This is a genomic window from Caballeronia humi (assembly GCF_001544475.1).
In the GTDB taxonomy this organism is placed as follows: Bacteria; Pseudomonadota; Gammaproteobacteria; order Burkholderiales; family Burkholderiaceae; genus Caballeronia; species Caballeronia humi.
The window spans coordinates 95414-116507 of record NZ_FCNW02000003.1 but is presented as its reverse complement, the minus strand read 5'-3'; the positions used below and the strand labels follow the sequence as shown (position 1 = coordinate 116507).

At 63.7% G+C, this 21094-nt stretch carries 20 protein-coding genes and 1 pseudogene; 7 read left to right on the top strand and 14 right to left on the bottom strand.

The genetic code is table 11. The features are described from left to right. Positions 1–35 precede the first annotated feature (35 nt). From truB to AWB65_RS05115, 8 genes are all read right to left on the bottom strand, one after another. Positions 36–965: a tRNA pseudouridine(55) synthase TruB gene (gene truB / locus AWB65_RS05150; RefSeq protein ID WP_087666119.1), complete on the bottom strand. Its 930-nt coding sequence runs from the start codon at positions 963–965 to the stop codon at positions 36–38. 3 nt (positions 966–968) lie between these two features. Further along, the gene (gene rbfA, locus AWB65_RS05145; protein ID WP_087656392.1) at positions 969–1346 is read right to left on the bottom strand and encodes a 30S ribosome-binding factor RbfA; all 378 of its coding nucleotides are present in this window, start codon (positions 1344–1346) and stop codon (positions 969–971) included. A 91-nt stretch (positions 1347–1437) separates the two neighbouring features. After that, positions 1438–4401, bottom strand: a complete 2964-nt coding sequence (infB, locus tag AWB65_RS05140) for a translation initiation factor IF-2 (protein WP_087666118.1) — start codon at positions 4399–4401, stop codon at positions 1438–1440. Between the two features lie 93 nt (positions 4402–4494). Beyond that, positions 4495–5970, bottom strand: coding sequence for a transcription termination factor NusA (nusA, locus tag AWB65_RS05135; protein ID WP_087666117.1), 1476 nt, complete (start codon positions 5968–5970; stop codon positions 4495–4497). Then, a complete protein-coding gene (rimP, locus tag AWB65_RS05130; protein ID WP_087656389.1) occupies positions 5967–6425 on the bottom strand; it encodes a ribosome maturation factor RimP in 459 nt (152 codons plus the stop codon). The genes nusA and rimP overlap by 4 nt, the downstream gene beginning before the upstream one ends. A gap of 378 nt (positions 6426–6803) precedes the next feature. Next, the gene (rluB, locus tag AWB65_RS05125; RefSeq protein ID WP_087666116.1) at positions 6804–8687 is read right to left on the bottom strand and encodes a 23S rRNA pseudouridine(2605) synthase RluB; all 1884 of its coding nucleotides are present in this window, start codon (positions 8685–8687) and stop codon (positions 6804–6806) included. A 122-nt stretch (positions 8688–8809) separates the two neighbouring features. Beyond that, positions 8810–9736 (bottom strand): SMC-Scp complex subunit ScpB, encoded by a 927-nt coding sequence (scpB, locus tag AWB65_RS05120; protein WP_087666115.1) that lies wholly within the window; start codon positions 9734–9736, stop codon positions 8810–8812. Positions 9737–10132: 396 nt separating this feature from the next. Further along, positions 10133–11359: a pyridoxal phosphate-dependent aminotransferase gene (locus AWB65_RS05115; RefSeq protein WP_087666114.1), complete on the bottom strand. Its 1227-nt coding sequence runs from the start codon at positions 11357–11359 to the stop codon at positions 10133–10135. Positions 11360–11830: 471 nt separating this feature from the next. On the opposite strand from AWB65_RS05115, the gene AWB65_RS05110 reads away from it, so the two are divergent. Together AWB65_RS05110 and AWB65_RS05105 are read left to right on the top strand one after the other, a co-directional pair. Further along, entirely contained in the window at positions 11831–12232 is a 402-nt protein-coding gene (locus AWB65_RS05110; protein WP_087646514.1) for a transposase, read from the top strand. A 284-nt stretch (positions 12233–12516) separates the two neighbouring features. Continuing rightward, positions 12517–12774 (top strand): hypothetical protein, encoded by a 258-nt coding sequence (locus AWB65_RS05105; protein ID WP_087666113.1) that lies wholly within the window; start codon positions 12517–12519, stop codon positions 12772–12774. A 305-nt stretch (positions 12775–13079) separates the two neighbouring features. Here AWB65_RS05105 and AWB65_RS05100 read toward each other — a convergent pair whose 3' ends face one another. After that, on the bottom strand, positions 13080–13391 hold the full coding sequence (locus AWB65_RS05100; protein ID WP_087656384.1) for a hypothetical protein: 312 nt from the start codon (positions 13389–13391) through the stop codon (positions 13080–13082). Between the two features lie 368 nt (positions 13392–13759). Here AWB65_RS05100 and AWB65_RS05095 point away from each other — a divergent pair, with 368 nt between their 5' ends. The 3 genes from AWB65_RS05095 (at position 13760) to AWB65_RS05085 (ending at position 15355) form a co-directional block, all read left to right on the top strand. Continuing rightward, the gene (locus tag AWB65_RS05095; protein ID WP_235007512.1) at positions 13760–14392 is read left to right on the top strand and encodes a YdcF family protein; all 633 of its coding nucleotides are present in this window, start codon (positions 13760–13762) and stop codon (positions 14390–14392) included. Positions 14393–14663: 271 nt separating this feature from the next. Further along, the gene (locus tag AWB65_RS05090; protein ID WP_087666112.1) at positions 14664–14900 is read left to right on the top strand and encodes a hypothetical protein; all 237 of its coding nucleotides are present in this window, start codon (positions 14664–14666) and stop codon (positions 14898–14900) included. A gap of 194 nt (positions 14901–15094) precedes the next feature. Beyond that, positions 15095–15355 carry a DNA-binding protein gene (locus AWB65_RS05085; RefSeq protein WP_087632160.1) on the top strand — a complete coding sequence of 87 codons (261 nt, stop codon included), beginning with the start codon at positions 15095–15097 and terminating at the stop codon, positions 15353–15355. Positions 15356–15358: 3 nt separating this feature from the next. Here AWB65_RS05085 and AWB65_RS05080 read toward each other — a convergent pair whose 3' ends face one another. Next, the gene (locus AWB65_RS05080; RefSeq protein WP_087666315.1) at positions 15359–15646 is read right to left on the bottom strand and encodes a putative quinol monooxygenase; all 288 of its coding nucleotides are present in this window, start codon (positions 15644–15646) and stop codon (positions 15359–15361) included. 446 nt (positions 15647–16092) lie between these two features. Further along, positions 16093–17301, bottom strand: a complete 1209-nt coding sequence (gene bamC, locus AWB65_RS05075) for an NlpB/DapX family lipoprotein (protein ID WP_087666111.1) — start codon at positions 17299–17301, stop codon at positions 16093–16095. Positions 17302–17750: 449 nt separating this feature from the next. Here bamC and AWB65_RS05070 point away from each other — a divergent pair, with 449 nt between their 5' ends. Next, positions 17751–18212 (top strand): DUF2844 domain-containing protein, encoded by a 462-nt coding sequence (locus AWB65_RS05070; RefSeq protein WP_087666110.1) that lies wholly within the window; start codon positions 17751–17753, stop codon positions 18210–18212. Positions 18213–18222: 10 nt separating this feature from the next. Continuing rightward, on the top strand, positions 18223–19497 hold the full coding sequence (locus tag AWB65_RS05065; protein ID WP_087666109.1) for a DUF3443 domain-containing protein: 1275 nt from the start codon (positions 18223–18225) through the stop codon (positions 19495–19497). Between the two features lie 50 nt (positions 19498–19547). On the opposite strand, the gene AWB65_RS36635 is transcribed toward AWB65_RS05065, so the two are convergent. The 3 genes and pseudogenes from AWB65_RS36635 to arfB all read right to left on the bottom strand — a co-directional run bounded on the left by AWB65_RS36635 (position 19548) and on the right by arfB (position 20900). After that, on the bottom strand, positions 19548–20051 hold the full coding sequence (locus AWB65_RS36635) for an OmpA family protein (protein ID WP_200821664.1): 504 nt from the start codon (positions 20049–20051) through the stop codon (positions 19548–19550). Between the two features lie 222 nt (positions 20052–20273). After that, a pseudogene (locus AWB65_RS36845) lies at positions 20274–20330 on the bottom strand (hypothetical protein); the annotation flags it as partial. A gap of 162 nt (positions 20331–20492) precedes the next feature. Next, positions 20493–20900, bottom strand: a complete 408-nt coding sequence (gene arfB / locus AWB65_RS05055) for an alternative ribosome rescue aminoacyl-tRNA hydrolase ArfB (protein WP_087656375.1) — start codon at positions 20898–20900, stop codon at positions 20493–20495. Positions 20901–21094 lie beyond the last annotated feature (194 nt).

The following is a 21094-nucleotide window of genomic DNA, read 5'->3' as shown; positions in this document are numbered from 1 at the left end:
GTGTCTGCGGTTCCGGGCTTTTTGTCTCGCCGATCTCAGTTCGCGGTTACCACCAGTCGTTCCGGCGCCAGCACGCCTTCGCCCGCTTTTGCGACGCCGAGCAGCTTCGCGCCATCCTCCGCGTAGACGCGCACGCGACCGTCGTCAAGCGGTTGCGCCGACACTTCCGCAAGCTTCAGCCGCTGCCCGTGCAAAAAGCGACGCGTGGCGTCGGCATCGAGATGCACGGCGGGAAAAGTCGAGAGCAACGCGTCGACGGGCTGAATCCAGCCGTCGCGCTCGGCCTCCGGCGCATCCGACAGCGCATCGAGCGTCACCGCGTGCGCGAGCGTCAGCGCGCCGACACCCGTGCGCCGCAGCGCCACGAGATGCGCCCCGCAACCCAGCGCCTCGCCGATATCCTCCGCCAGCGTGCGCACGTAGGTGCCCTTGCTGCACGTCACGCGAAACGTCACGAGCGGCAGCGCACACGCGATCAGGTCGAGCGCGTGGATCGTCACCTGCCGCCCATCGCGCTCGACCGTCTGACCAGCGCGCGCGTATTCGTAGAGTGGCTTGCCGTCGCGCTTCAAAGCGGAATACATCGGTGGAACCTGCGTGATCTCGCCGCGAAAATTCGCCATTGCCGCTAGAACCTGCGCTTCGTCGCACGTCACCTCGCGCGTGTCGATCGCTTCGCCTTCGGCGTCGCCCGTCGTCGTGCGGATGCCGAGGCGCATCGTCGCCTCATACGTCTTGTCGGCTTCGAGCAGATCCTGCGAAAACTTCGTCGCCTCGCCGAAGCAAAGCGGCAGCAAGCCGGTCGCGAGCGGATCGAGCGTGCCCGTATGCCCCGCCTTCTTCGCCAGATACAGCCGCTTCGCGCGAATCAACGCGTCATTGCTCGACAGCCCGAGCGGCTTGTCCAGCAGCAAAACGCCGTCGAGCGCGCGGCGCGGAATCTTCGGACGAGCAGAACCAGTCATCGATCAGGCGCCTTCCTCGTCGTCCTTCGCGCGCGTCGCGTTGGCTTCGTCGATCAGCTTCGACATTTCGACCGCGCGCTCGATCGTCTGGTCGTAATGGAAATGCAGCGTCGGCACCGTGTGGATGTGCAAGCGCTTGAACAACTGGTTATGCAGATGCCCGGCCGCGTGATTCAGACCGTCCTGCGTCTGCTGCGGATCGCCCGTCAGCGTCGTGAAATAGACTTTCGCGTGCGCATAATCCGGCGTCAGCTCGACGCTCTGGATCGTCACCATCCCGACACGCGGGTCCTTCACCTCGCGCATCAGCTCGGACAAATCGCGCTGGATCTGATCCGCGATCTGCACATTTCGATTCGGGGATGTACGTTTCTTGGCCATGATGTGTTCCTTTTATTGCCGTGCCCGCGCCCATAAAAAAAGCGGAGCGGACCTTGAGGCCCGCTCCGCCTTGACTCTACGGCGGGCAATCTTACAGCGTACGCGCCACTTCGGTGACTTCGAACACTTCGAACTGGTCGCCTTCGACGATGTCGTTGAAATTCTTCACCGACATGCCGCACTCGAAGCCCTGACGCACTTCCTTCACGTCGTCCTTGAAGCGCTTGAGCGAGTCGAGTTCGCCGGTGTGGATCACGACGTTGTTGCGGATCACGCGCACTGAAGAGCTGCGCTTCACCACACCGTCGGTCACCATACAACCCGCGATCAGGCCGACCTTCGGCACGCGGATCACCTGACGCACTTCGACCATGCCGGTCACGACTTCGCGCTTCTCCGGCGACAACATGCCGGACATCGCCGCCTTCACTTCATCCACTGCGTCATAGATGATGTTGTAGTAACGAATGTCGATGCCGTTGTTCTCGGCGACCTTGCGCGCCTGGGCATCCGCACGCGTGTTGAAGCCGATGATGACCGCCTTCGACGCCGTTGCCAGATTGACGTCCGACTCGCTGATCGCGCCGACCGCGCTGTGCACGATCTGCACGCGCACTTCGTTGGTCGAGAGCTTCTGCAGCGACTGCACGAGCGCTTCCTGCGAACCCTGCACGTCGGCCTTGACGATGAGCGGCAGGTTCTGCACTTCGCCTTCGCCCATCTGCTCGAGCATGTTTTCGAGCTTCGCGGCCTGCTGCTTCGCGAGCTTCACGTCGCGGAACTTGCCCTGACGGAACAAGGCGATTTCGCGTGCCTTGCGCTCGTCCGGCAGCACGATAACCTCCTCGCCCGCGCCCGGCACTTCCGACAGACCTTGAATCTCGACCGGAATCGACGGACCCGCCGATTTCGTCGGCTTGCCGGTTTCGTCGAGCATCGCACGGACGCGACCGTAGGCGCTGCCCGCGAGCACGACGTCGCCGCGATTGAGCGTCCCCGACTGAACCAGGATCGTTGCAACCGGACCCTTGCCCTTGTCGAGCTTCGCTTCGATCACGAGACCCTTGGCCGGCGCTTCGACCGGTGCCGTCAGTTCCAGGACTTCGGCCTGGAGCGAGACGTTTTCCAGCAGATCGTCGATACCCTGACCCGTTTTCGCCGACACTTCGACGAACGGCGAATCGCCACCGTATTCTTCCGGCACGACGCCTTCCGCGACGAGTTCCTGCTTCACGCGTTCGGAATGCGCATCCGGCTTGTCGATCTTGTTGATCGCGACGACGATCGGCACGCCGCCCGCCTTCGCGTGAGCGATCGCTTCCTTCGTCTGCGGCATGACGCCGTCGTCGGCTGCGACCACGAGAATCACGATGTCAGTCGCCTTGGCACCGCGCGCACGCATGGCCGTGAAGGCCTCGTGGCCCGGCGTGTCGAGGAACGTGATGACGCCGCGCGGCGTCTCGACGTGATACGCGCCGATGTGCTGCGTGATCCCGCCCGCTTCGCCCGCCGCCACTTTCGCGCGCCGGATGTAATCGAGCAGCGACGTCTTGCCGTGGTCGACGTGACCCATGACCGTGACAACCGGCGGACGCGGCAGGCGTTCGCCCACTTCTTCCTGCGTTTCGCCTTCGGAGAGCAGCGCTTCCGGATCGTCCAGCTTCGCCGCGACCGCACGGTGCCCGAGTTCTTCGACGACGATCATCGCCGTTTCCTGATCGAGCACCTGGTTGATCGTGACCATCTGGCCGAGCTTCATCATGACCTTGATGACTTCCGACGCCTTCACTGACATCTTGTGCGCCAGATCGGCGACCGAGACGGTTTCCGGCACGTGCACTTCACGCACGATGGGCTCGGTCGGCGCCTGGAACGTGGTCTGGTCCTGATGCTTGCCGCGACCCTTCGGACCGCCGCGCCAGCCTCGATCGACGCCGCCGCTCGTGTCGCCGCGCGTCTTGATGCCGCGGCGCTTGGCTGCGTCGTCCTGCCAGCCGCCCTTGCCGCCCGCCTTCTTCTTGTCGGGCGACGACGGTGCCGCCGGTGCCGGCGCGCCTGCCGCCGGCTTCTTGGCTGCTGCCGGACGCGCGGACACCGAGCCTTCCGGCTTGGCCGGCTTGTGCAGCGTGCCCTTCGCCTCGGCGGCCTTCGCCGCTTCGGCCGGCTTGGCGGCAACAGGCGCCGGCTCGGCCGGTTTTGCCTGCTGCGCCTTGCGCGGCGTGTTCATCATTTCGCGGATCGCGCGTGCTTCGGCCTCGGCCGCCGCGCGACGCTTCGCGATCTGTTCCTGCTCGGCGCGCGCCTTTTCAGTCGCGGCGCGTGCGGCGTCCTCCGCCTTCTTGGCGGCTTCCCGTTGAGCGGCGCGCTCGGCAGCGGCCTTCTCTTCGTTTTGCTGCGCGGCGGTGTCGACCTTCGCGGGTTCCTCGGCCGGCTTCTCAGCCTTGGCTTCGGCGCGCTGTTCCTGACGAACCGCCGACGCCGCGCGCGACACTTCCGCCGCTTCCTTCACGGCGGCGGCGCGCTTCGCGGCTTCCTCTTCGGCGCGACGACGCTCGGCTTCCGCCGCGTCCTCGCGTGCGCGGCGCTCCGCCTCTTCACGCTCGAGGCGTTCCTGGCGTTCCTTGAGCTCCTGCGCTTCCTTCTCGAGCAGTTCGGCCGCGTGCCGCGCTTCTTCCTCGCGACGCTGCAATTCGGCTTCGTCGACTTCGTCCTCGACCTGGGCCTGCGCCTCGACGACCTGTTCCGCGCCTTGTTCGTCACGCTTCACGAAGACACGCTTCTTGCGCACCTCGACCTGAATGGTGCGAGCTTTACCCGTAGAGTCGGATTGCTTGATCTCCGACGTATGCCGGCGGGTCAGAGTGATCTTGCGTTTGTCAGCGTCGGTGGAACCGTGCGACTTGCGCAAATGATCGAGCAGACGCGCTTTGTCCGTTTCGGACAAATCGTCGTCAGCGCTCGCTTTCTGAACGCCAGCCGCCTGCAACTGCTCGAGCAGTACGCCTGCAGGCATTTTGAGTTCCGCGGCAAATTGGGCTACGTTGTTACTCGCCATTCATTCCTCGTTATGCAAGGACAATTTCCTTGCTGTTAGATCGGGTCATGCGGCCGAACTGGCCGCGATATATCAGTGCGCCATGGTCATTTCTCACTGGAACCAGTGTTCACGTGCTTTCATGATCAACGCCTTAGCGGCATCCTCTTCCATGCCGGTCATGTCGACCAGCTCATCCACAGCCAGCTCCGCGAGTTCGTCGCGCGTCTGGATCTGGTTTTCTGCAAGTTTCGAAAACAATTCGTCGCTCATGCCCTCGAGACTCTTCAAGTCGAGTGCGACACCTTCGACTTTCTCTTCGTTGGCGATGGCCATCGTCAGAAGCGCGTCACGCGAGCGATTGCGCAGTTCGTGAACCGTGTCTTCGTCGAAGGCTTCGATTTCGAGCATTTCGTTGAGCGGCACATACGCGATCTCTTCGAGGCTCGTGAACCCCTCGTCGATCAGGATGTCGGCCACTTCTTCATCGACGTCGAGACGCGCCATGAACAGGCCGCGCAACGTGCCGCGCTCCTCGTTCTGCTTCAACGCGGATTCATCCGGCGTCATGATGTTGATCTGCCAGCCGGTCAATTCGCTGGCAAGTCGCACGTTCTGGCCGCTGCGGCCGATGGCGACCGCAAGTTCGTTCTCGTCCACGACGACGTCCATCGAATGCTTTTCTTCATCGACGACAATCGACTGTACGGCAGCCGGCGCGAGGGCGCCGATCACGAACTGGGCGGGGTCTTCTGACCATAGCACGATGTCGACGTTCTCGCCACCGAGCTCGTTTCGCACCGCCTGCACGCGCGAACCGCGGATGCCGACGCAGGTGCCGATCGGGTCGATCCGCTTGTCATAAGCGATCACGCCGATTTTCGCGCGCACGCCAGGATCACGCGCGGCCGCCTTGATTTCGAGCAGACCCTGCTCGATTTCAGGCACTTCCATCTCGAACAGTTTCATCAGGAACTCGGGCGCCGTGCGCGAGAGTTCGATCTGCGGGCCGCGCGCCGTGCGGTCGACCTTCGCGATGTAGGCGCGCACTCGGTCGCCGACGCGCAGGTTTTCCTTCGGAATCAACTGGTCGCGGCGCAAAAGCGCTTCGACACGACCCGATTCGACGATGAAATTACCCTTGTCCAGACGCTTGACCGAGCCGGTCATGATCTTTTCGCCGCGCTCGAGGAAGTCGTTCAGGATCTGCTCGCGCTCGGCGTCGCGAACCTTCTGAAGAATGACCTGCTTGGCCGCCTGCGCGCCAATGCGGCCGAATTCGATCGACGGAATCGGTTGCTCGATGAAATCGTCGATTTCGGCGTCCGGTTTGTCTTCCTTTGCTTCGAACAACAGGATTTCCTGATCCGGCTCCTGCAGGCCCGCCTCGTCCGGCACGACACGCCAGCGGCGGAAGGTTTCGTGCTCGCCGCTTTCACGATCGATCGCGACGCGGATATCGACATCTTCCTCGAACAGCTTCTTCGTTGCCGAAGCAAGCGCAGCTTCGAGCGCTGCGTACACCACGTCCTTGTTGACGTTCTTTTCGCGCGCCAGCGCATCCGCCAGCATCAAAACTTCGCGACTCATTGTTTGCGGCTCCTAAAGTCAACCTTGGGGACGAGACGTGCTTTATCGAGGTCTGCGAGCGTGAAATCGAGCATCGCGGCGCCGTCCTTCCCTTCAAATTCCAAACCGATCGTGTCGCCGTTCGGCGCATGCACGATGCCCCGGTACGACTTGCGCCCGTCCAGCGGCTTTTTCAACGTGATGACGGCTTCGCTGCCCGCGAAGCGTTCGAAATCCGCCAGTTTCTTGAGCGGACGATCGAGACCCGGCGAAGACACTTCGAGCCGGTCGTAATCGATGTTTTCGACTTCGAGCAGATACTGAAGCTGGCGCGTGACTTTCTCGCAGTCTTCGATGGCGATTCCGGCGGGCTGGTCGATAGAGACGCGCAACATGCCGCCTCCCGAACGCTCGAGATCGACAAGCTCGTAGCCGAGGCCCGAGACCGTGGTTTCTATCAATTCCGTCAGTTGCACAGTGACTCCAAGGTGTTCGCGCGCACTCCACGCCGAAACACCTGCGGGCTGCGCCTTGAGCCGGCGCGCACTTGTTGCCCCAAGATGCCGAACCGATTGGCCAAAAAAAAATGGGCGCAACGCCCAAATTCTTTTTACCGAGGTCGCATCCGGGCGGCGAAACAAAACTGCGTGCCCAGCGACTTTGTGATTTTAGCCATTTTTCGGGATAAACGCAAACGGACTAGGCCGGACGGCGGCAGGTTTGCATCCATTTCGATGCTGTTTCGCTGCTGTTTGCGCCGGGTTGGCGGGGCAATCGCCTGTAGCGCGCTTTATCGGCGCTATTGAAAAGGGGCACGTTGACGTGCCCCTTTTCTTGAGTTCCAACAGGCTGGATCAGCGTCCGCGCGTGCGATTGCGCGGCGTTGCCGGACGCGGACCACGGCCCGCGCCGCCCGTGTTGCCCGGCTTGCCTTGCGGGCCGCCCTGAGCGCCCTGCCGGCCACCCGTGCGAGCACCGCCCGCTCCCGGTGCGCGCTTGCCGCCACCGCCCGCGCCTGCTCCGGCGCCTTGCAATCCGCCTTGCGCGCGGCCGCCACGCGGACCTGCGCCCGGACGGCCACCATTCGCACGATTGCCATTCGGCTCGCCGCCCGCGCGATTGCCGTTCGGTTCGCGACCACCGCCGCCGCTGCCGCCGCGTGCGCCGTAACCACCGCCGCTCGCGCCGCCGAAGCCACCGGCCGAACCCGCGCCGAAACCGCCCGCCGCGCCGCGCCGCCCGCCCGGACCGCCGCGCGCCGGTGTCTGCGTCTGCGTCATGCGCAGATGCGAACTCAATACAGGCTCACGCGTGATGACACCCATCGACGTCTGCATCGGATCGGGTTGCACGCGTTGCGGCGTGTTGCGGCCGCCCCGCTCCTCGACCGGCGCCTTCAGCCCGACCGATTCCATCAGGCTGCGCACCTCGTTGTCCTCGAGTTCTTCCCAGCGGCCGCGTTTCAGGCCCTTCGGCAGCGCGATCGGGCCGTGGCGAGTGCGGATCAGCCGGCTGACCATCAACCCCGCCGCCTCGAACATCCGGCGCACCTCGCGATTGCGCCCTTCGGCGAGCGCGACGTGATACCAGTGATTCGTGCCTTCGCCGCCGCCGTCCTTGATGCGCAGAAAGTTCGCCGGGCCGTCGTCGAGTTCGACGCCGCTCAGGAGCTTCTGCCGCATGCCTTCCGCCAGTTCGCCGACCACGCGCACCGCGTACTCACGCTCGACGCTGTAGCGCGGATGCATGAAGCGGTTCGCCAGATCGCCGGAGGTGGTGAGCAACAGCAGGCCTTCGGTGTTGAAGTCCAGCCGGCCGACGGCGAGCCATTTCGCCGTTTTCATCGGCGGCAGCTTGTCGAACACCGACGGGCGGCCTTCCGGATCGGCGTGGCTCACGATTTCGCCAGTCGGCTTGTGGTACAGCAGGATGCGCGGCGGCTTGCTCGAGAGCTTGCGCTTGACCGGCTTGCCATTGATGCGGACCTGGTCGGTCGGCATGATGCGCTGGCCTATATGCGCCGGCTCGCCGTTCACCGACACCCGACCCGCGATGATCAGCTCTTCCATGTCGCGGCGCGAGCCCATGCCCGCCTCGGCGAGCACCTTGTGGAGCTTCGGCGCGTCGTCGTCCGGTTCCAGTACGCGCTTTTGCTGCGGAGCGTTGCGCCCGCGACGCAGCATCGGCGCGCGCACGCCGCCCGTGCCGTTGTCGGCATCGAAAGCAGGCGATGTCACGTACGCGAACACGTCGTCAACGGCGGCGGACGCTGCGCTCGGCACCGGCGCCGCCGCGGCGTCGTCGCGCTTGCCGCGCTTTTGCTGCGCGTTTTGGGCACGCCCGCGACCGCCCTCCTTCGGCTCCCTCGGCTCGCGCGGCGCACGTGCGGCCGCCTCACGACCCGCGCCCGCTTCGCGCTTGGCCGCGCCGCTCTTCGGCGTGCGCGCGCTTGCGTCCTTGCGCGGCATGCGCACCTGCGCGGCGACGACGCCATCCGGCGGCGCCTCCGTCACGACGCCCGCTTCCGGCGCGCCTTCGTCGCCCTTCGTTTTCGCGACGGCGCGGCGCCGTGCGATCAGGCTGCGCGGCCCGCGACGCAAACCGCGACGCGGACGATCGTCGCCCTCGGCGGAATCGTCGGTGCGCGCGCGCTCGCCGGCGTCGGACGGGTCTTGTGCGTCCGTGGCACGAACGGGGCGCTCGGATTCGGGCGAATCGCTGTCGTGGGAATGTGTCAAAACAACCTCAAATGTGTCGAGTCGCGCGCCCGTCGCGGGCGCGCCAAAAATCCGCTGATCGTCTCGGCTGATCGTGTGAACTGATCTTTATGGACAGCCGGATCAGGGTCCGTGCAATTGCATCAGGCGCGGCGTGCTTCCCGTTCGTCGGAATCGTCGTCGGTCAGCGTGTTTGCGTCCGGTACGGGGGTATCGCGATCGATCGGATGCGCTTCGTCCGCCTGCACCGGGGTCGATCCGGACGCGTGCTGCGCCGGATCGGTCGGGGGTACTGCTTGAATCGGGGCGCCGGTTTCGGCGGTTTCGGGCTCTTCGCTGGACGGTGCCTCGTCCTGCTGCGCGGCTCCATCGACCGAGGCAGGCCGCGTGCCCACATCGAATGCGCCTTCCCCGTGGACTTCGTTCTGCACGCTGTGTTCCCCGGCCGCGTCGAAATCGCTGGAAACCTGCGCCGGCGTGTCTTCCATCGACGCCGCCGCATCGCCGACCGGGAACTCGATCGAATGCTGCGCCAGCAGCGCTGCCTCGAACTGCGCCGACGGGTTATCGAGCGCGGGCAGTTCGTCGAGCGCGGTCAGGCCGAGGTCGTCGAGAAACTGCTTGGTCGTCGCGTAGAGCGCCGGGCGTCCCGGGACGTCACGATGACCGATCACCTCGATCCAGCTTCGGTCTTCGAGTTGCTTCACAACCTGCGTGTTCACGGTGACGCCGCGAATCTCTTCGATATCGCCCCGTGTCACCGGTTGCCGATACGCAATGATCGCGAGCGTTTCGAGAACGGCGCGCGAATATTTGGGCGGCTTTTCGGGGTGCAGCCGATCGAGATAACCCCGCATTGCGGGCTTGCTTTGAAAACGCCATCCCGACGCCAGCGCCACCAGTTCAACGCCGCGCCCCGACCAGTCTTGCTTCAGGCCTTCGAGCAGCGTGCGAACGGTGTCTGCCGAAATATCGTCGGCGAAGAGCTTGCGCAACTCGCCGAGCTTCAGCGGTTCCTGCGCACAGATCAAAGCAGTCTCGAGGACGATCTTCGCCTCTTGGGTATTCATGCAGCTAGGTCAGACCCTGTATGGTCAATGAACTGGATCAATCGGAATCGAGCGGGCCTTAAGACCCGGGCAAACGCTGCGGACGATGAAACTGGACGCGGAATTTCAAAACGCGCTCGCCCGAATTTGATCGGTCATATTGATTGGGAGCACGCACCGGGGGGAACCGAATCGAGCGAACCGGCCAGTGCGACGAGAACATCGCGATACTTCTGGCGGATCACCGGGCCATCCCAGCCGGACGAAAAGCGCGCTTTGCAAGGCGCAAGCGCGTGACTGAGCGCCATATTACGCAAAAAGAACCAGTGCGTAAAGGTGAAACATTTCGACGTTCGATTGCTCACGTCGGACAGCCTGGCGGCTTTTATTCGCTTGATTCGCCGTCCAGTGAGCGATTTATCGCGACGCCAGAAACGCGCGTAGACGCTCGACACCGACGTCCAGCCGCGCCGGGTCGCATGCGTAGCACCAGCGTACGAAACCTTCGCCTTCTGAACCGAACGCGCTGCCGGGAGCGAGCCCGAGGCCCGCTTCGCGCACCAGCGCCTTGCACAGTTCCAGGCTGTGCTCGGCGCCGGGCAGCGAGAAGAACAGATACATGGCACCGAGCGGCGCGCGCACGTCTACGCCCGAAATCGACTGCAGCGCTAAGACGAGGTGATCCCGGCTCGCGTGCAAATCGGCGACGAGCGACCGCGTGAACGCCTCGCCCTCCCGCACCGCTACGACGCCCGCCTGCTGCACGAACGACGGCGCGCACGACGTGTTGTACTCGACGAGCTTGCCCAGATCGTCCATCAGCGCGGCCGGCGCGACGAGCCAGCCGAGACGCCAGCCCGTCATCAGCCACGCCTTCGAGAACGAATTCACCGCGATCACGCGTTCTTCGCGCGTCGCGAGATCGAGAAACGACGGCGCGACGCGGCCGTCAGCGCCGTAATAGAGCCGCTCGTAGACCTCGTCGGCGACGATCCAGATGCCGTGCTGGCGGCAATGCGCCAGAACAGTGCGCTGTTCGTCGCGCGTCATGGTCCAGCCCGTCGGATTGTTCGGCGAGTTGATCATCAGCATCCGCGTGGCCGGCGTGAGCGCGGCGAGCAGGCGCTCGACGTCGAGCATCCAGCCGTCGGCGCCATACGTCAGCGCTACGGTGTCGACGTGCGCGCCCAGGATCTTCGGAATCTCGACGAGGTTCGGCCAGAGCGGCGTGACCGCGACCACCCGATCGCCCGCGCCCGCCACCAGTTGCGCCGCCAGCATCAGCGCGTTCACGCCGGCGCTCGTCACGGCGACGTGGCCGGGCGCAGTCGGTCCGTGCAATTCGCCGACGTAGCCGGCGAGCGCTTCGCGCAGTGGCGCGATGCCGAGGTTGTGCGTGTAGAAAGTGGCGCCATCGGCGAGCGCGCGACTTGCGGCGTCACGGATGAACTGCGGCGTCACGCGGTCGGATTCGCCGAACCAGAACGGGAGGACATCGGGAATGCCGAAGCCGGCGTTCGCCACCTCGCGGATCTGCGATGGGCGCAGGCCACGCACGGCATCTCGTGCGTTCGGCGCATGGCCGCGTTCGCTGCCCGTCAGTGCCCCCAGTTCCGCCGATACCGCTCCCGCCGATTCACTCATTGCCCGCCCCGTCGATAAAAAGGGAAGTCTAACGTGCAAGCGATTTTTGCGAGACGCCTGGACATCGGCGCCCCGCACATCGCGAACGTTCATGATCAAAGCCGATTTTAGGAACGCAGCAAGCACCGCCGAGGTTTCGCTGCGGTGCAACAAAAGCGTCCGGACGCACGCTGTGTGGGCCTCTTGCACAGGATTGGTGATTGTCCCGATTTCGCGAACACTGCATTTCGGGTCTGATACTGGCCATGCTGGCATCGCGCCAGCCTACTGCCATGTGGGTTTCCCGGTGTTTGCTACTCACATGGCACGGTTCTCGCATTTCATTGCGCACAGGGTTGGGATCGACTGCGGTCAGAAAGCAAATCGTCCGCCGCAGCGGTTTCCAGCCTGCCTGGGTATTCGTTCTTCGGATTCCGACCAGAGTGCGCGGCGCGGGGCAGCGCACCGGGGTTAGCTTCGCTGAGGTGAAACATGATGCTGTTCGACGATTTGAGAGATAACGAGTGGGCGCTGGTTGAAGCCCTTTTCTGCGCGGAACCGGCACGCAGCGAACGCCGCGGCCGTCCGCGCGTCGAAGCGCGCGCGGTGGTGAACGCCGTGCTGTGGGTCCTTTCGACCGGTGAAGGCTGGTCGAAACTGCCGGGCCGCTATCCGTCGCCTCCGACGTGCCGTCGCCGGTTCGACGAGTGGCAAGCCGATGGCACCCTGGCCGAGATCGTAAAGCGCCTCGGCAGCAATGGTCGCGAAGTGTCGCTGCGCGGCCGCATCGGATCGACCGCCGCGAAGCCGCCGGCGCCGCCGAGCCGCGATCGTCTGCGTGGCGCGTTCTGGACCAATCCGGAATCGTGGCGCGCACCGGCCAAGATGGCCTGAGCGACAACTCTTCAGCACGATACAGTCGCCAAAAAGTTTTGGGGCGCTGTATCGCGAGGCTTCACCCCTTCGAGGTTTCGTCCGGACTCCGTGCCGGGTGAATCCTCGACGACTTCCCAACTTCCGTTACCGCACGATGCGAGCAATCGCAGTCGATAGCTTCGTCGCGCGCTGTTTCTTGAACGAAACAACTCCTTACCATTATTTACAGCGCTATCGCGCGCACAGGCATAAGTTGGTTAGCTGACAAACAGGCTTCAATCGAAACCTGGAGGGAGCTCACCATGAAACCAATGTCACGGCTCGCGTGCGGCGTTGGCGTTTCATTGCTATGTGGAGCGGCCATTGCGCAGGCGCAGTTGCAGCCCGCCGACCTGAGCGTGCAGGCCAGCGCTCGGTCGGTCGTGCCGACCCAGCAGGACCTATCGCGTGCGAGGGATTTCAGCCCGCCCGCGCCGCGTGGCGACTTGCGCGGCGATATCGCGAGCAACGCGCATACGCGTCCTGAGCCGGATCGCGGGAATCACGGGCGGCATCGTTGAGACGGTTCGAGGACTTTGGATTCACTCCGACGAATCGATGGGGAACCACTGCCGAGTCTGGCCGGTCCCATCAAATGCCATGAGCACAGCGTGGCAGCAGTAAGATCCGGTATGCCCGTATCCTCGTGATACGGGCTTTTTTTCGCCCTGCTCTTTCGCTACGCCGGCATTGGAGGCGACAGCGCAACCTTCGGTCCAGGAGCCGAAACCTGTCGCTGCGCGGTACGGGTGGCTGCGGTTCGCCCGTGTCGAATGCACTAAAGGGGAAGCACGCGCCTCCCGACTGAAACGCCCGATCCGACGCGTCAGACGCGGGCTTCGAGCACCGGCTCGTGCGTGGCCATCGCGTAAGGCTGGTTGCGATGCAGATCCCAATCCATCGATCGTTCGTCGCGTGCGAGGCGGTTGAATTCGAGCTTGCCGAGTTCGGTGACGACCGCGATGTCGACGGGCGCATGGAACCCTGGCGCCGGTGCCACGGTGCGCTGGCGTACGAGCTCCAGCATGCCGAGCGCACGCAGATGATCGAAAACGTTGGGGCGTTTCGCCCACGGGACCTGGCGATACTGAGCTCGCCGGAGCGCTTCGAGTACGGCTTCGTTAGAATACGTGGTCATTTCGTTCTTTCTTCCTGTGCAGCCATGACGGCACCGCGCGTAAGCAGTCAGAAGACTGCCGGCGGCACCGACTAAACGCGGCATGCCCCGCCGGTTCCCATGCCGCCTAGCGGCCCAGGACCGGAACTCGCAGCCGCCGCTTGCGCTAGGTGCTGCTTTTTATTTCAAGCCCCCGTTACAGGCGTGCTGATCACACGCTTTTCCCCGCTCACGCTGGCGCGTTCAAAAGAATGCGCCGTCGCTGCGGATTGTCTCGAAAACTCTACGTTACCCCAATCAAATTGGTTCTATTCACTTTATTGCTGCTTTTTTTTGCGTTATTTGTGGTTTGGCGACGTAAGCGACGCGTAATCGCAATCGTCTGTTTCTTGCTTTTCTGGTCGCTCGGAGCGGGCTGGACGTCATCGCCCATTCTCGACTACGTCCAGTACGGCTTCGACCGGTCGATGCAGCCGGACTTCGCGCCGCGCACGATCATCGTGCTTCTCGGCGGCGGCACCGATCGCGACCGCGAATCGCGCCTCGTGCCCAAGCGCGATTCGATCCAGCGCATCGATGCGGCCGCCGAGTTGTATCGCGAGTGCCGGCGTACGGGCGCTGCGTGCCGGGTCATCGTGAGCGGCGGCGATCCGCAGCACCACGGCGAGGCCGAAGCCGACAACTACGCGCCCTATCTGCTCGCGCGCGGCGTCGGCGCGGCCGATCTCGCGCTCGAGAACCGCAGTCTCGATACGTATCAGAACGCACGCAATGTTGCCGCCCTTGTGCGTCCGGAGCGTGACGAAACCGTAATCGTCGTGACATCGTCGTATCACATGGCGCGTGTCATGCTCGCATTCGAGGCGTTCGGCTTCGCGCCGCAGGCCTTCGTGTCCAACGTGTGGACGGCGAAACGGACGCTCTTTCCCAGTATTGACGGATTCAAGACCGCTGAAATCGCGGTCCACGAGGCGGTCGGGATCATGCGCTTTCATGTGTATCGATGGCTGCATCTATACTGAATTGTCGAAGCGCCGCATCGACGCGCGTTCGATGCCTTTCATCTCTAATTAATAAGGACTAGAAACCGGCGGGCGCCATCGGTAAGATCACGCGCTCAGTCATCGACTGACGGGAAAAGGACGTTCGAAACGTGTTGCGATTCGCGGATTTCGTCGACGCCGCCGGCCTAGCTGGAGCGGATTTTGCTCAGACATAAGCGATGTTCAACCGGCGATGTCACACCGTTTAGGACAGGCTGTTCCCGGGTTCGACCTTTACTAGGAGGAAACAATGAAGAAAATCTCCCTCGCTGTTCTGTTGTCCCTGAGCGCGGTCGCGACGGGCGCGTTCGCGCAGGCCGATCAAGGCGTGACGATGAGCACCGATCCCGCCAAGATCTCCGACATCGAAATGCGTGCGCAGAATCTGCAATCGAAGCAGGCTGACATGGAAAAGATGCCCGCTGCGCCGGCACACAAGTCCGGTCATCATAAAAAGGGCTCGAAGCAAATGGCGCCGGCGCAGTAATCGCCGACAGCCGAGGCATTCTCAGAATATGAAGCCGGAAGCCGCGCCACGCGCGAGGTTTCCGGCTTTTTCATTTGGCGCTTTCATGACACGCGCGGCGGTATGCTACATTGCGCATCGACAAATTTTGACCCCGCTTGATATCCCTTTTTACACGTTTCAAACAGCGAACGCACGCAGGTGCGGAGGACAGCATGAGCAATATCCAGCTCGATATTGAATGGACGGAAGCCGCGTCACGCAAGATCGAAAAACTGATGCCGCGCAGCGCGAACAAGGACGCCTATCTCGCGCTCCCGCCCGTCGAATGCCTGCCGATGGAAGGCGACGTGCTCTTTCTCGGGCCGGAGGGCAAGCAGCAACCGTTTATCGTCGCCGAGCGGCAGTATCACCACGAAGGCGACGCCGACTGGACCATCATCCTGATTCTCGACGTCCCGCACGAAACGCACTGACGTTTATAACTTCGCCACGACGTGAATCTCGCCGTGCTCGACGAGATCCGGCGCGTTGCGGCGATGCACTTCGATATGCGGCGCGCGGCCGTGCTCTTCGAGCGCGGCTTCACTCTCCCAACGTTCGAAGAACACGAAACGCCGCGGCTCCTTCAGATCGCGATGCAAATCGTACTGCAAGGCGCCCCGTTCCTTCAGCGTCGGCGCAACGAGACCCTGCAACGCCTCCTTCAGCTTCTCCTCCTGGCCCGGCTTCGCGACGAACGTGGCGACAACGGCGATTTCCGACATGAGCGTTTTCCTCGAATGAAAGAGGGTCAAGGATAACTGCGCCGCGGATTGTTCGCCGAACGCGATCGCTTGACCCACGCGGCTATCGGCGAAGCAAAGAAAAAGCCCGCGTTTCTTCGAAACGCGGGCTAAAACCGTCGCCCTACGAGGATAGGCGACGGGGCCACCGGCGCCCGCGCAAACGCGCGGACTCGTGTCCGGGAAGGGGCTCGCAGCGCCCGTGCAAGTGGTGTATTTCAGTCAGTGCTGATGCGTGGAGCGTGCGGAAGGCATGCCATGAGCACACTTTACTTGCCAAGCCATCGTTCCTTGTAAGCTTTCCCGCACACAACTCGTAGAAAGGTCACTCGGTTATCGAGAGCCTTCTGCTGCCCGGTTCCGGCCGAAAAAAAACCCGCCTTGGCGTGAGGCGGGTTTTCATGTCAGCCCAATCGGCTGGATTGGATTCAGCTGATCTGATCGGCGAGCAATGCCATGATCTGGCGCGCTTGCGGCGAGGAATCGACCTGGCCCTTGTCATCGACGATCGACACGCGCGTTTGCTGCTCCGTGATCGCGCGGACGTTGACCGCGTACTGCTTCGCGACCTTTTCCTTCTTGCCGTGGAACACCTGGCTCCAGAAGCCCTGCTCCACCGACGTCATGTCCTTCGGATCCACATAGCGCACGAAATAGATTCCCTTCGCGCGATCTCGGTCGTCGACCGTGAAGTTGCTGCGATCAAGCGCGATGCCCACGCGCAGCCACGCGCGGTCATACGCTTCGGGCAGCGTCAGTTCCGCCGACGACGCCTCGGGCACGGTGTCGTTCTGAAGCGCCGTCTGGCTCGACAGTTTGACGTTCTGCGCTGCTGTAGTCGCTGCCGCCGCGTTGCCGGCCTTGGGCGCCGAGCCCGTGGAAGCCGCCTTGTCGGCGAGGAGCGTGTCGAGCGGCGCGCCCGACGCCTGACGCGAATCAGCCAGCGCGAGCGACGCCATCAAACGCCTCAGGTATTCGCTTTCGAGCGCGGGATCGTTCGGGCGGGCTTGCCACTGGCTCGAATCGTTGTTGACGCCCGTGAGCGCCTCGCGCAGGCCCTTCTGGCTCACGAACACGTACGTTCCGCCGTTCGGCGAAACTTCGAGGCGCGTGCGGTACTTGTTGCGCTCGGCGGTGACATAGGAGTTGCCGGTCGCCTTCGAGAGCGTATTGCGGATCAGGCCGTCGGAAATCTGCGGATGCGTTTCGTTCCAGTCGGTTTCCATCACGCCCTTGTCGCGCGAATCGACGACGAGCAGGAAACCCTGCTCCTGCCAGAAACGGCGGATTTGCGGCCAGACCTGCTCAGGCGACTTGTTGTCGACGACGAGCCAGCGCTCCGTGCCGTCACGCTGGATATGCATGCCGGAAACCGGCGGAACCACGGTGGGCGTACTCGGGGCAGCTTTCTGGACTTGCTGCAGGTCCGACAGCGTGGCCTGGCCGCCCTGCGGCGGCAAGGAGCGCTGATCGGAAACTTCATCGATCAGGTTCGGCGGAACGGCAAGCGACGCCTGCTTCGAGCGTGAATCACTCTTGTAGTTGATCGCGGTGGGGGACGACGTACCGCATCCGGCCACGAAGCCGGCCGCCATCAGAAGTGCTGCCAACCGCTTGGTCACACGAAAATCTGTCATGTTTGGGAAGTCCTTCCGCTACGCCACGGTGTTTTCCGTGGATCAACCCAGTATTTTACCGGTCCCACGCGCCACCGTGCAAAAAGAGCACCGGTTCGGTGCTGGCTCGGCGCGCGCGTGGATGTTTCCTTGCTGATTCGCCGCCCTCCTCCGCGCGATAAATCACACTTTCACCGGACAACCCGCACCCGCTGTTGTCCGATCCGAGATGCCCGCTTTGTCTCGAAATAATCTCCGGTCGCTTGGCTCGCGACAATTAATGACATTTCTCTCTGGTTGCTCAGATCCTTCTTAATCCAACAAGTCCTTGTTTACTAAGCATTATTAAGTAATCAAAAAGACTTCTCAAAAAACCCCTCAAAGCGATCCACCATCGCGCGGCTTCTGCTTCTCGCAATCCTAAAATTGCATCTCAAAAATAAGAATTACCTTGAGAACGGAGAAAGACCATGACACGCATCAGAACTCCTCACTGCTATCGGGCGATCGCGCTATGCGCGTCGATCTTGGGCGGCACCGCATACGCACAACTCGGCTCGACGATCGTCAAGCCCTCCGATCCTTCGCATGCGGCGGTCATGCAGCACACGCAAAACGGTCAGCTTTCGTTCCAGGAATCGATCGACGCCAACGGTATCTGCGTGCGCCAGTACGTGAGTTCTGCCGGCGACGTCTACGCGGTGAGCTGGCACGGCCCCGCGATGCCCGACGTCGAGGTGCTGCTCGGAAGCCACTACGCGCGATATCGGAACAGCGCCAGCACGTCGCAAGCCGACAACGGCCTGCACGCGTCGCGGGTGTCGCAAGGCGATCTGGTTGTCGAAAGCGGAGTGCGGCTGCGGGAATTCATCGGCCGCGCGTGGCTGACGAGCGCGATGCCTGCCGGCGCCATAGCCTCGGACATCGAATAGGAGCGGCGCCATGCAATTTCATCGACGATTCCTGCTCGCAGCCGCAATTCTTTCGACCGTCATGCTTTCCGGATGCGGCGGAGGCGGCGGAAGTGATGGCAGCAACAGCACGGCACCGGCAAGCGCGGCGCCCGCATCCAGCCCCACCGCCGCGTCCGCCAGCCAACCAGCGCCGCCCGCCCCACCGCCCGACAACACCGTCGCGCAATCGACCACGCCGAACGTCCAGCCGATCCGCGTTTCGAAACTCGTGACCAATACGCGCAACATCCTGATGACGAGCGTCACCGTGTGCGTGCCCGGCACCGACGATTGCCAGATCATCGACAACATCCAGGTCGATACCGGCTCGCAGGGCCTGCGCATCCTTGCGTCGGCGCTCGCCCCGCTCGCGCTGCCGGCCGTCACGACCTCCGACGGCTCGAACGCCGCGCAATGCACGGTGTTCGGCTCGGGCTACACCTGGGGCGCGGTGCGCACCGCCGACATCAAGCTCGCCGGGCACGTCGCCCGCGCGACGTCGATTCAGGCGATCGCCGATCCGGCCGTGCCCGCCGCCGCCGCGGATTGCACGAAGTCGGGCCTGCCCATGCTCTCCGTCGACCGGCTGCGCAGCAACGGCATCCTCGGCGTCGGCCCGTTCAGCGCTGATTGCGGCGGCGCCTGCGCGAGCGCCGCGCTGCCGCGCTGGTACTACGCGTGCGCATCGGGGAACTGCACCGCGAGCACGCTGCCCGTCGTGCAACAGGTGACGAACCCGGTCGCGCGCTTCCCCGCCGACAACAACGGCGTGCTTATCGAACTGCCCGCCGTGCCGGACGGCGGCGCATCGTCAGTGGCCGGGACAATGACGTTCGGCATCGGCTCGCAGTCGAACAACCTGCTCGGCGATGCCACCGTGCTCAAGGGCAGCGCGCTTTCCGGCTTTGTAAGCACGAACTTCGACGGCAGCACGTTCTCGACGAGCTTCATCGACAGCGGATCGAACGGGCTCTTCTTCCCGTCGAAAGACCTGAAGACGTGCGGCTTCTGGTATTGCCCGCCGTCGCCGACGAGCCTTACCGCGACGCTGCGCTCGGCGAGCGGCGTGACGCGCGACGTGAGCTTCGCCGTCTCGACATCGACGACGCTCTTCGCCAGCGGCAACAACGCATTTTCGAACCTCGCGGGGCCGGTCGGCAATTACTTCGACTGGGGTTTGCCGTTCTTCTACGGACGGCGCGTGTTCACAGCGTTCGAGGGCCGCGTGACGCCTGCGGGCAAGGGCCCGTACTACGCGTTTTAGCCGGGACGGCCGGCGATCAGGCCGGCGCGGCGGCCCGATCGCCGAAGCGCCTACTCGTCCGAGTCGATCCGCTCACCCTTGCGCGCGAAACGCAACTCGACACGGCGGTCGCCCGCGAGGCAATCAGCGAGCGCGCGATGGTTCTTCATCGTGCACTGTGCTCCCGGCGATGCCGGCCCGTGACCGTGCGCCTGAATCCGCACCTTGACGCCATGACTCTGAAGATAGCGCTGCAGGCTCGTGGCGCGCCGCTGCGACAAAGCGCGGTTGTACGACGCGCTGCCCAGCCGGTCGGTATAGCCTGCGATGGAGACGCTCGTCACGTCGCCCGCGCGTTTGAGGTCGTCGATCACGGCGTCGAGCTTCGAGCGGCCGCCGTCGGTGATCGCCGCGATGTCTCCGCGATCGAATAGGAACAGCGCATCCGTCGACAGCGTGACCATAGGCGGCAGTGGAGGAGGCGGAGGTGGTGGTGCGACAGGCGGCGGCGCCTGCGGCACGCCGCACGTAGCGAGATGTTGCTGCGCCTCGGTCATCGCATCCTCGACGCCCATGACCTTCCGCTGCGACGCATCGAAGTTGCGCGCCCACGCGTCGTGCCCCGGTGAATGACAGCTGGGAAATGGCTCTGGCTCAAACCTCTTTAGCTGCCGAACACGTAGCCGATGCCCACGCGAATGATGGTGCTGTTGCTCCCGACGACGACACGCCCGAGTTGAAGTTGAAGTTGCCTTTCTCATCCAGCGCGACACGCCGATCCCAAGCGCCGCCTGTCCGCGATGCGCGGCGACACCCGCGTTCAACGCCGTGCGTCCCGGCAAGTAAGGCGTCACCACGTTGAGCGCCGATGCCGCCGCGATGCCCTTGCGCGTGTTGCGGTCCAGATCTCGGATCTGGCTATCGGTGTTGTTGAAGCGCTCGTCGGTGTCGCCGGATCACTCGCGGAGATTTGATTACGAATAGTGGCCTGCGGTCGATACCCGCGCGGCGCCGGCTCAGTCGCCCTCGACGCGCCCGCGTCCCGCCTTGATCGCGCCGCGCCGCACCTTGCCTTCGACGCGCCGAACCTGCGACGCGCGCGTCGGCTTCGTTGCGACGCGCGTGCGCCGCGTGACGCTGACGCTTCGCACCAGTTCGTCGAGGCGCGCGAGCGCGGCGGCGCGGTTCATGTCCTGCGTGCGATGTTCCTGCGCCTTGATGACGATGACGCCATCGCGCGTGACGCGGCTGTCGGAGAGCGCGAGCAGGCGCATCTTGATCGTCTCGGGCAGCGACGAAGCGCGGATATCAAAGCGCAGATGGATCGCGCTCGACACCTTGTTGACGTTTTGCCCGCCCGCGCCTTGGGCGCGCACCGCCGTCAGTTCGACTTCGTTCGGCGGGATCTCATAGCTGTGTGTCATGGGTGGGGCTCCGCTCGGCAAACCCTGCGTATGGCGAGCGCTTGATCCAGCGAGCCGGGCGCGCTTGCGCCGCTTGCGCGACGAGCCCTGACTCGCATCACGCCGGCATGACAAACCCCCAGTGCCAATGAGCAGGACGTCATCGCCAGGCACCCTGCGCCCACGATTTGCACCATGCCAGCATGCGACGCGTC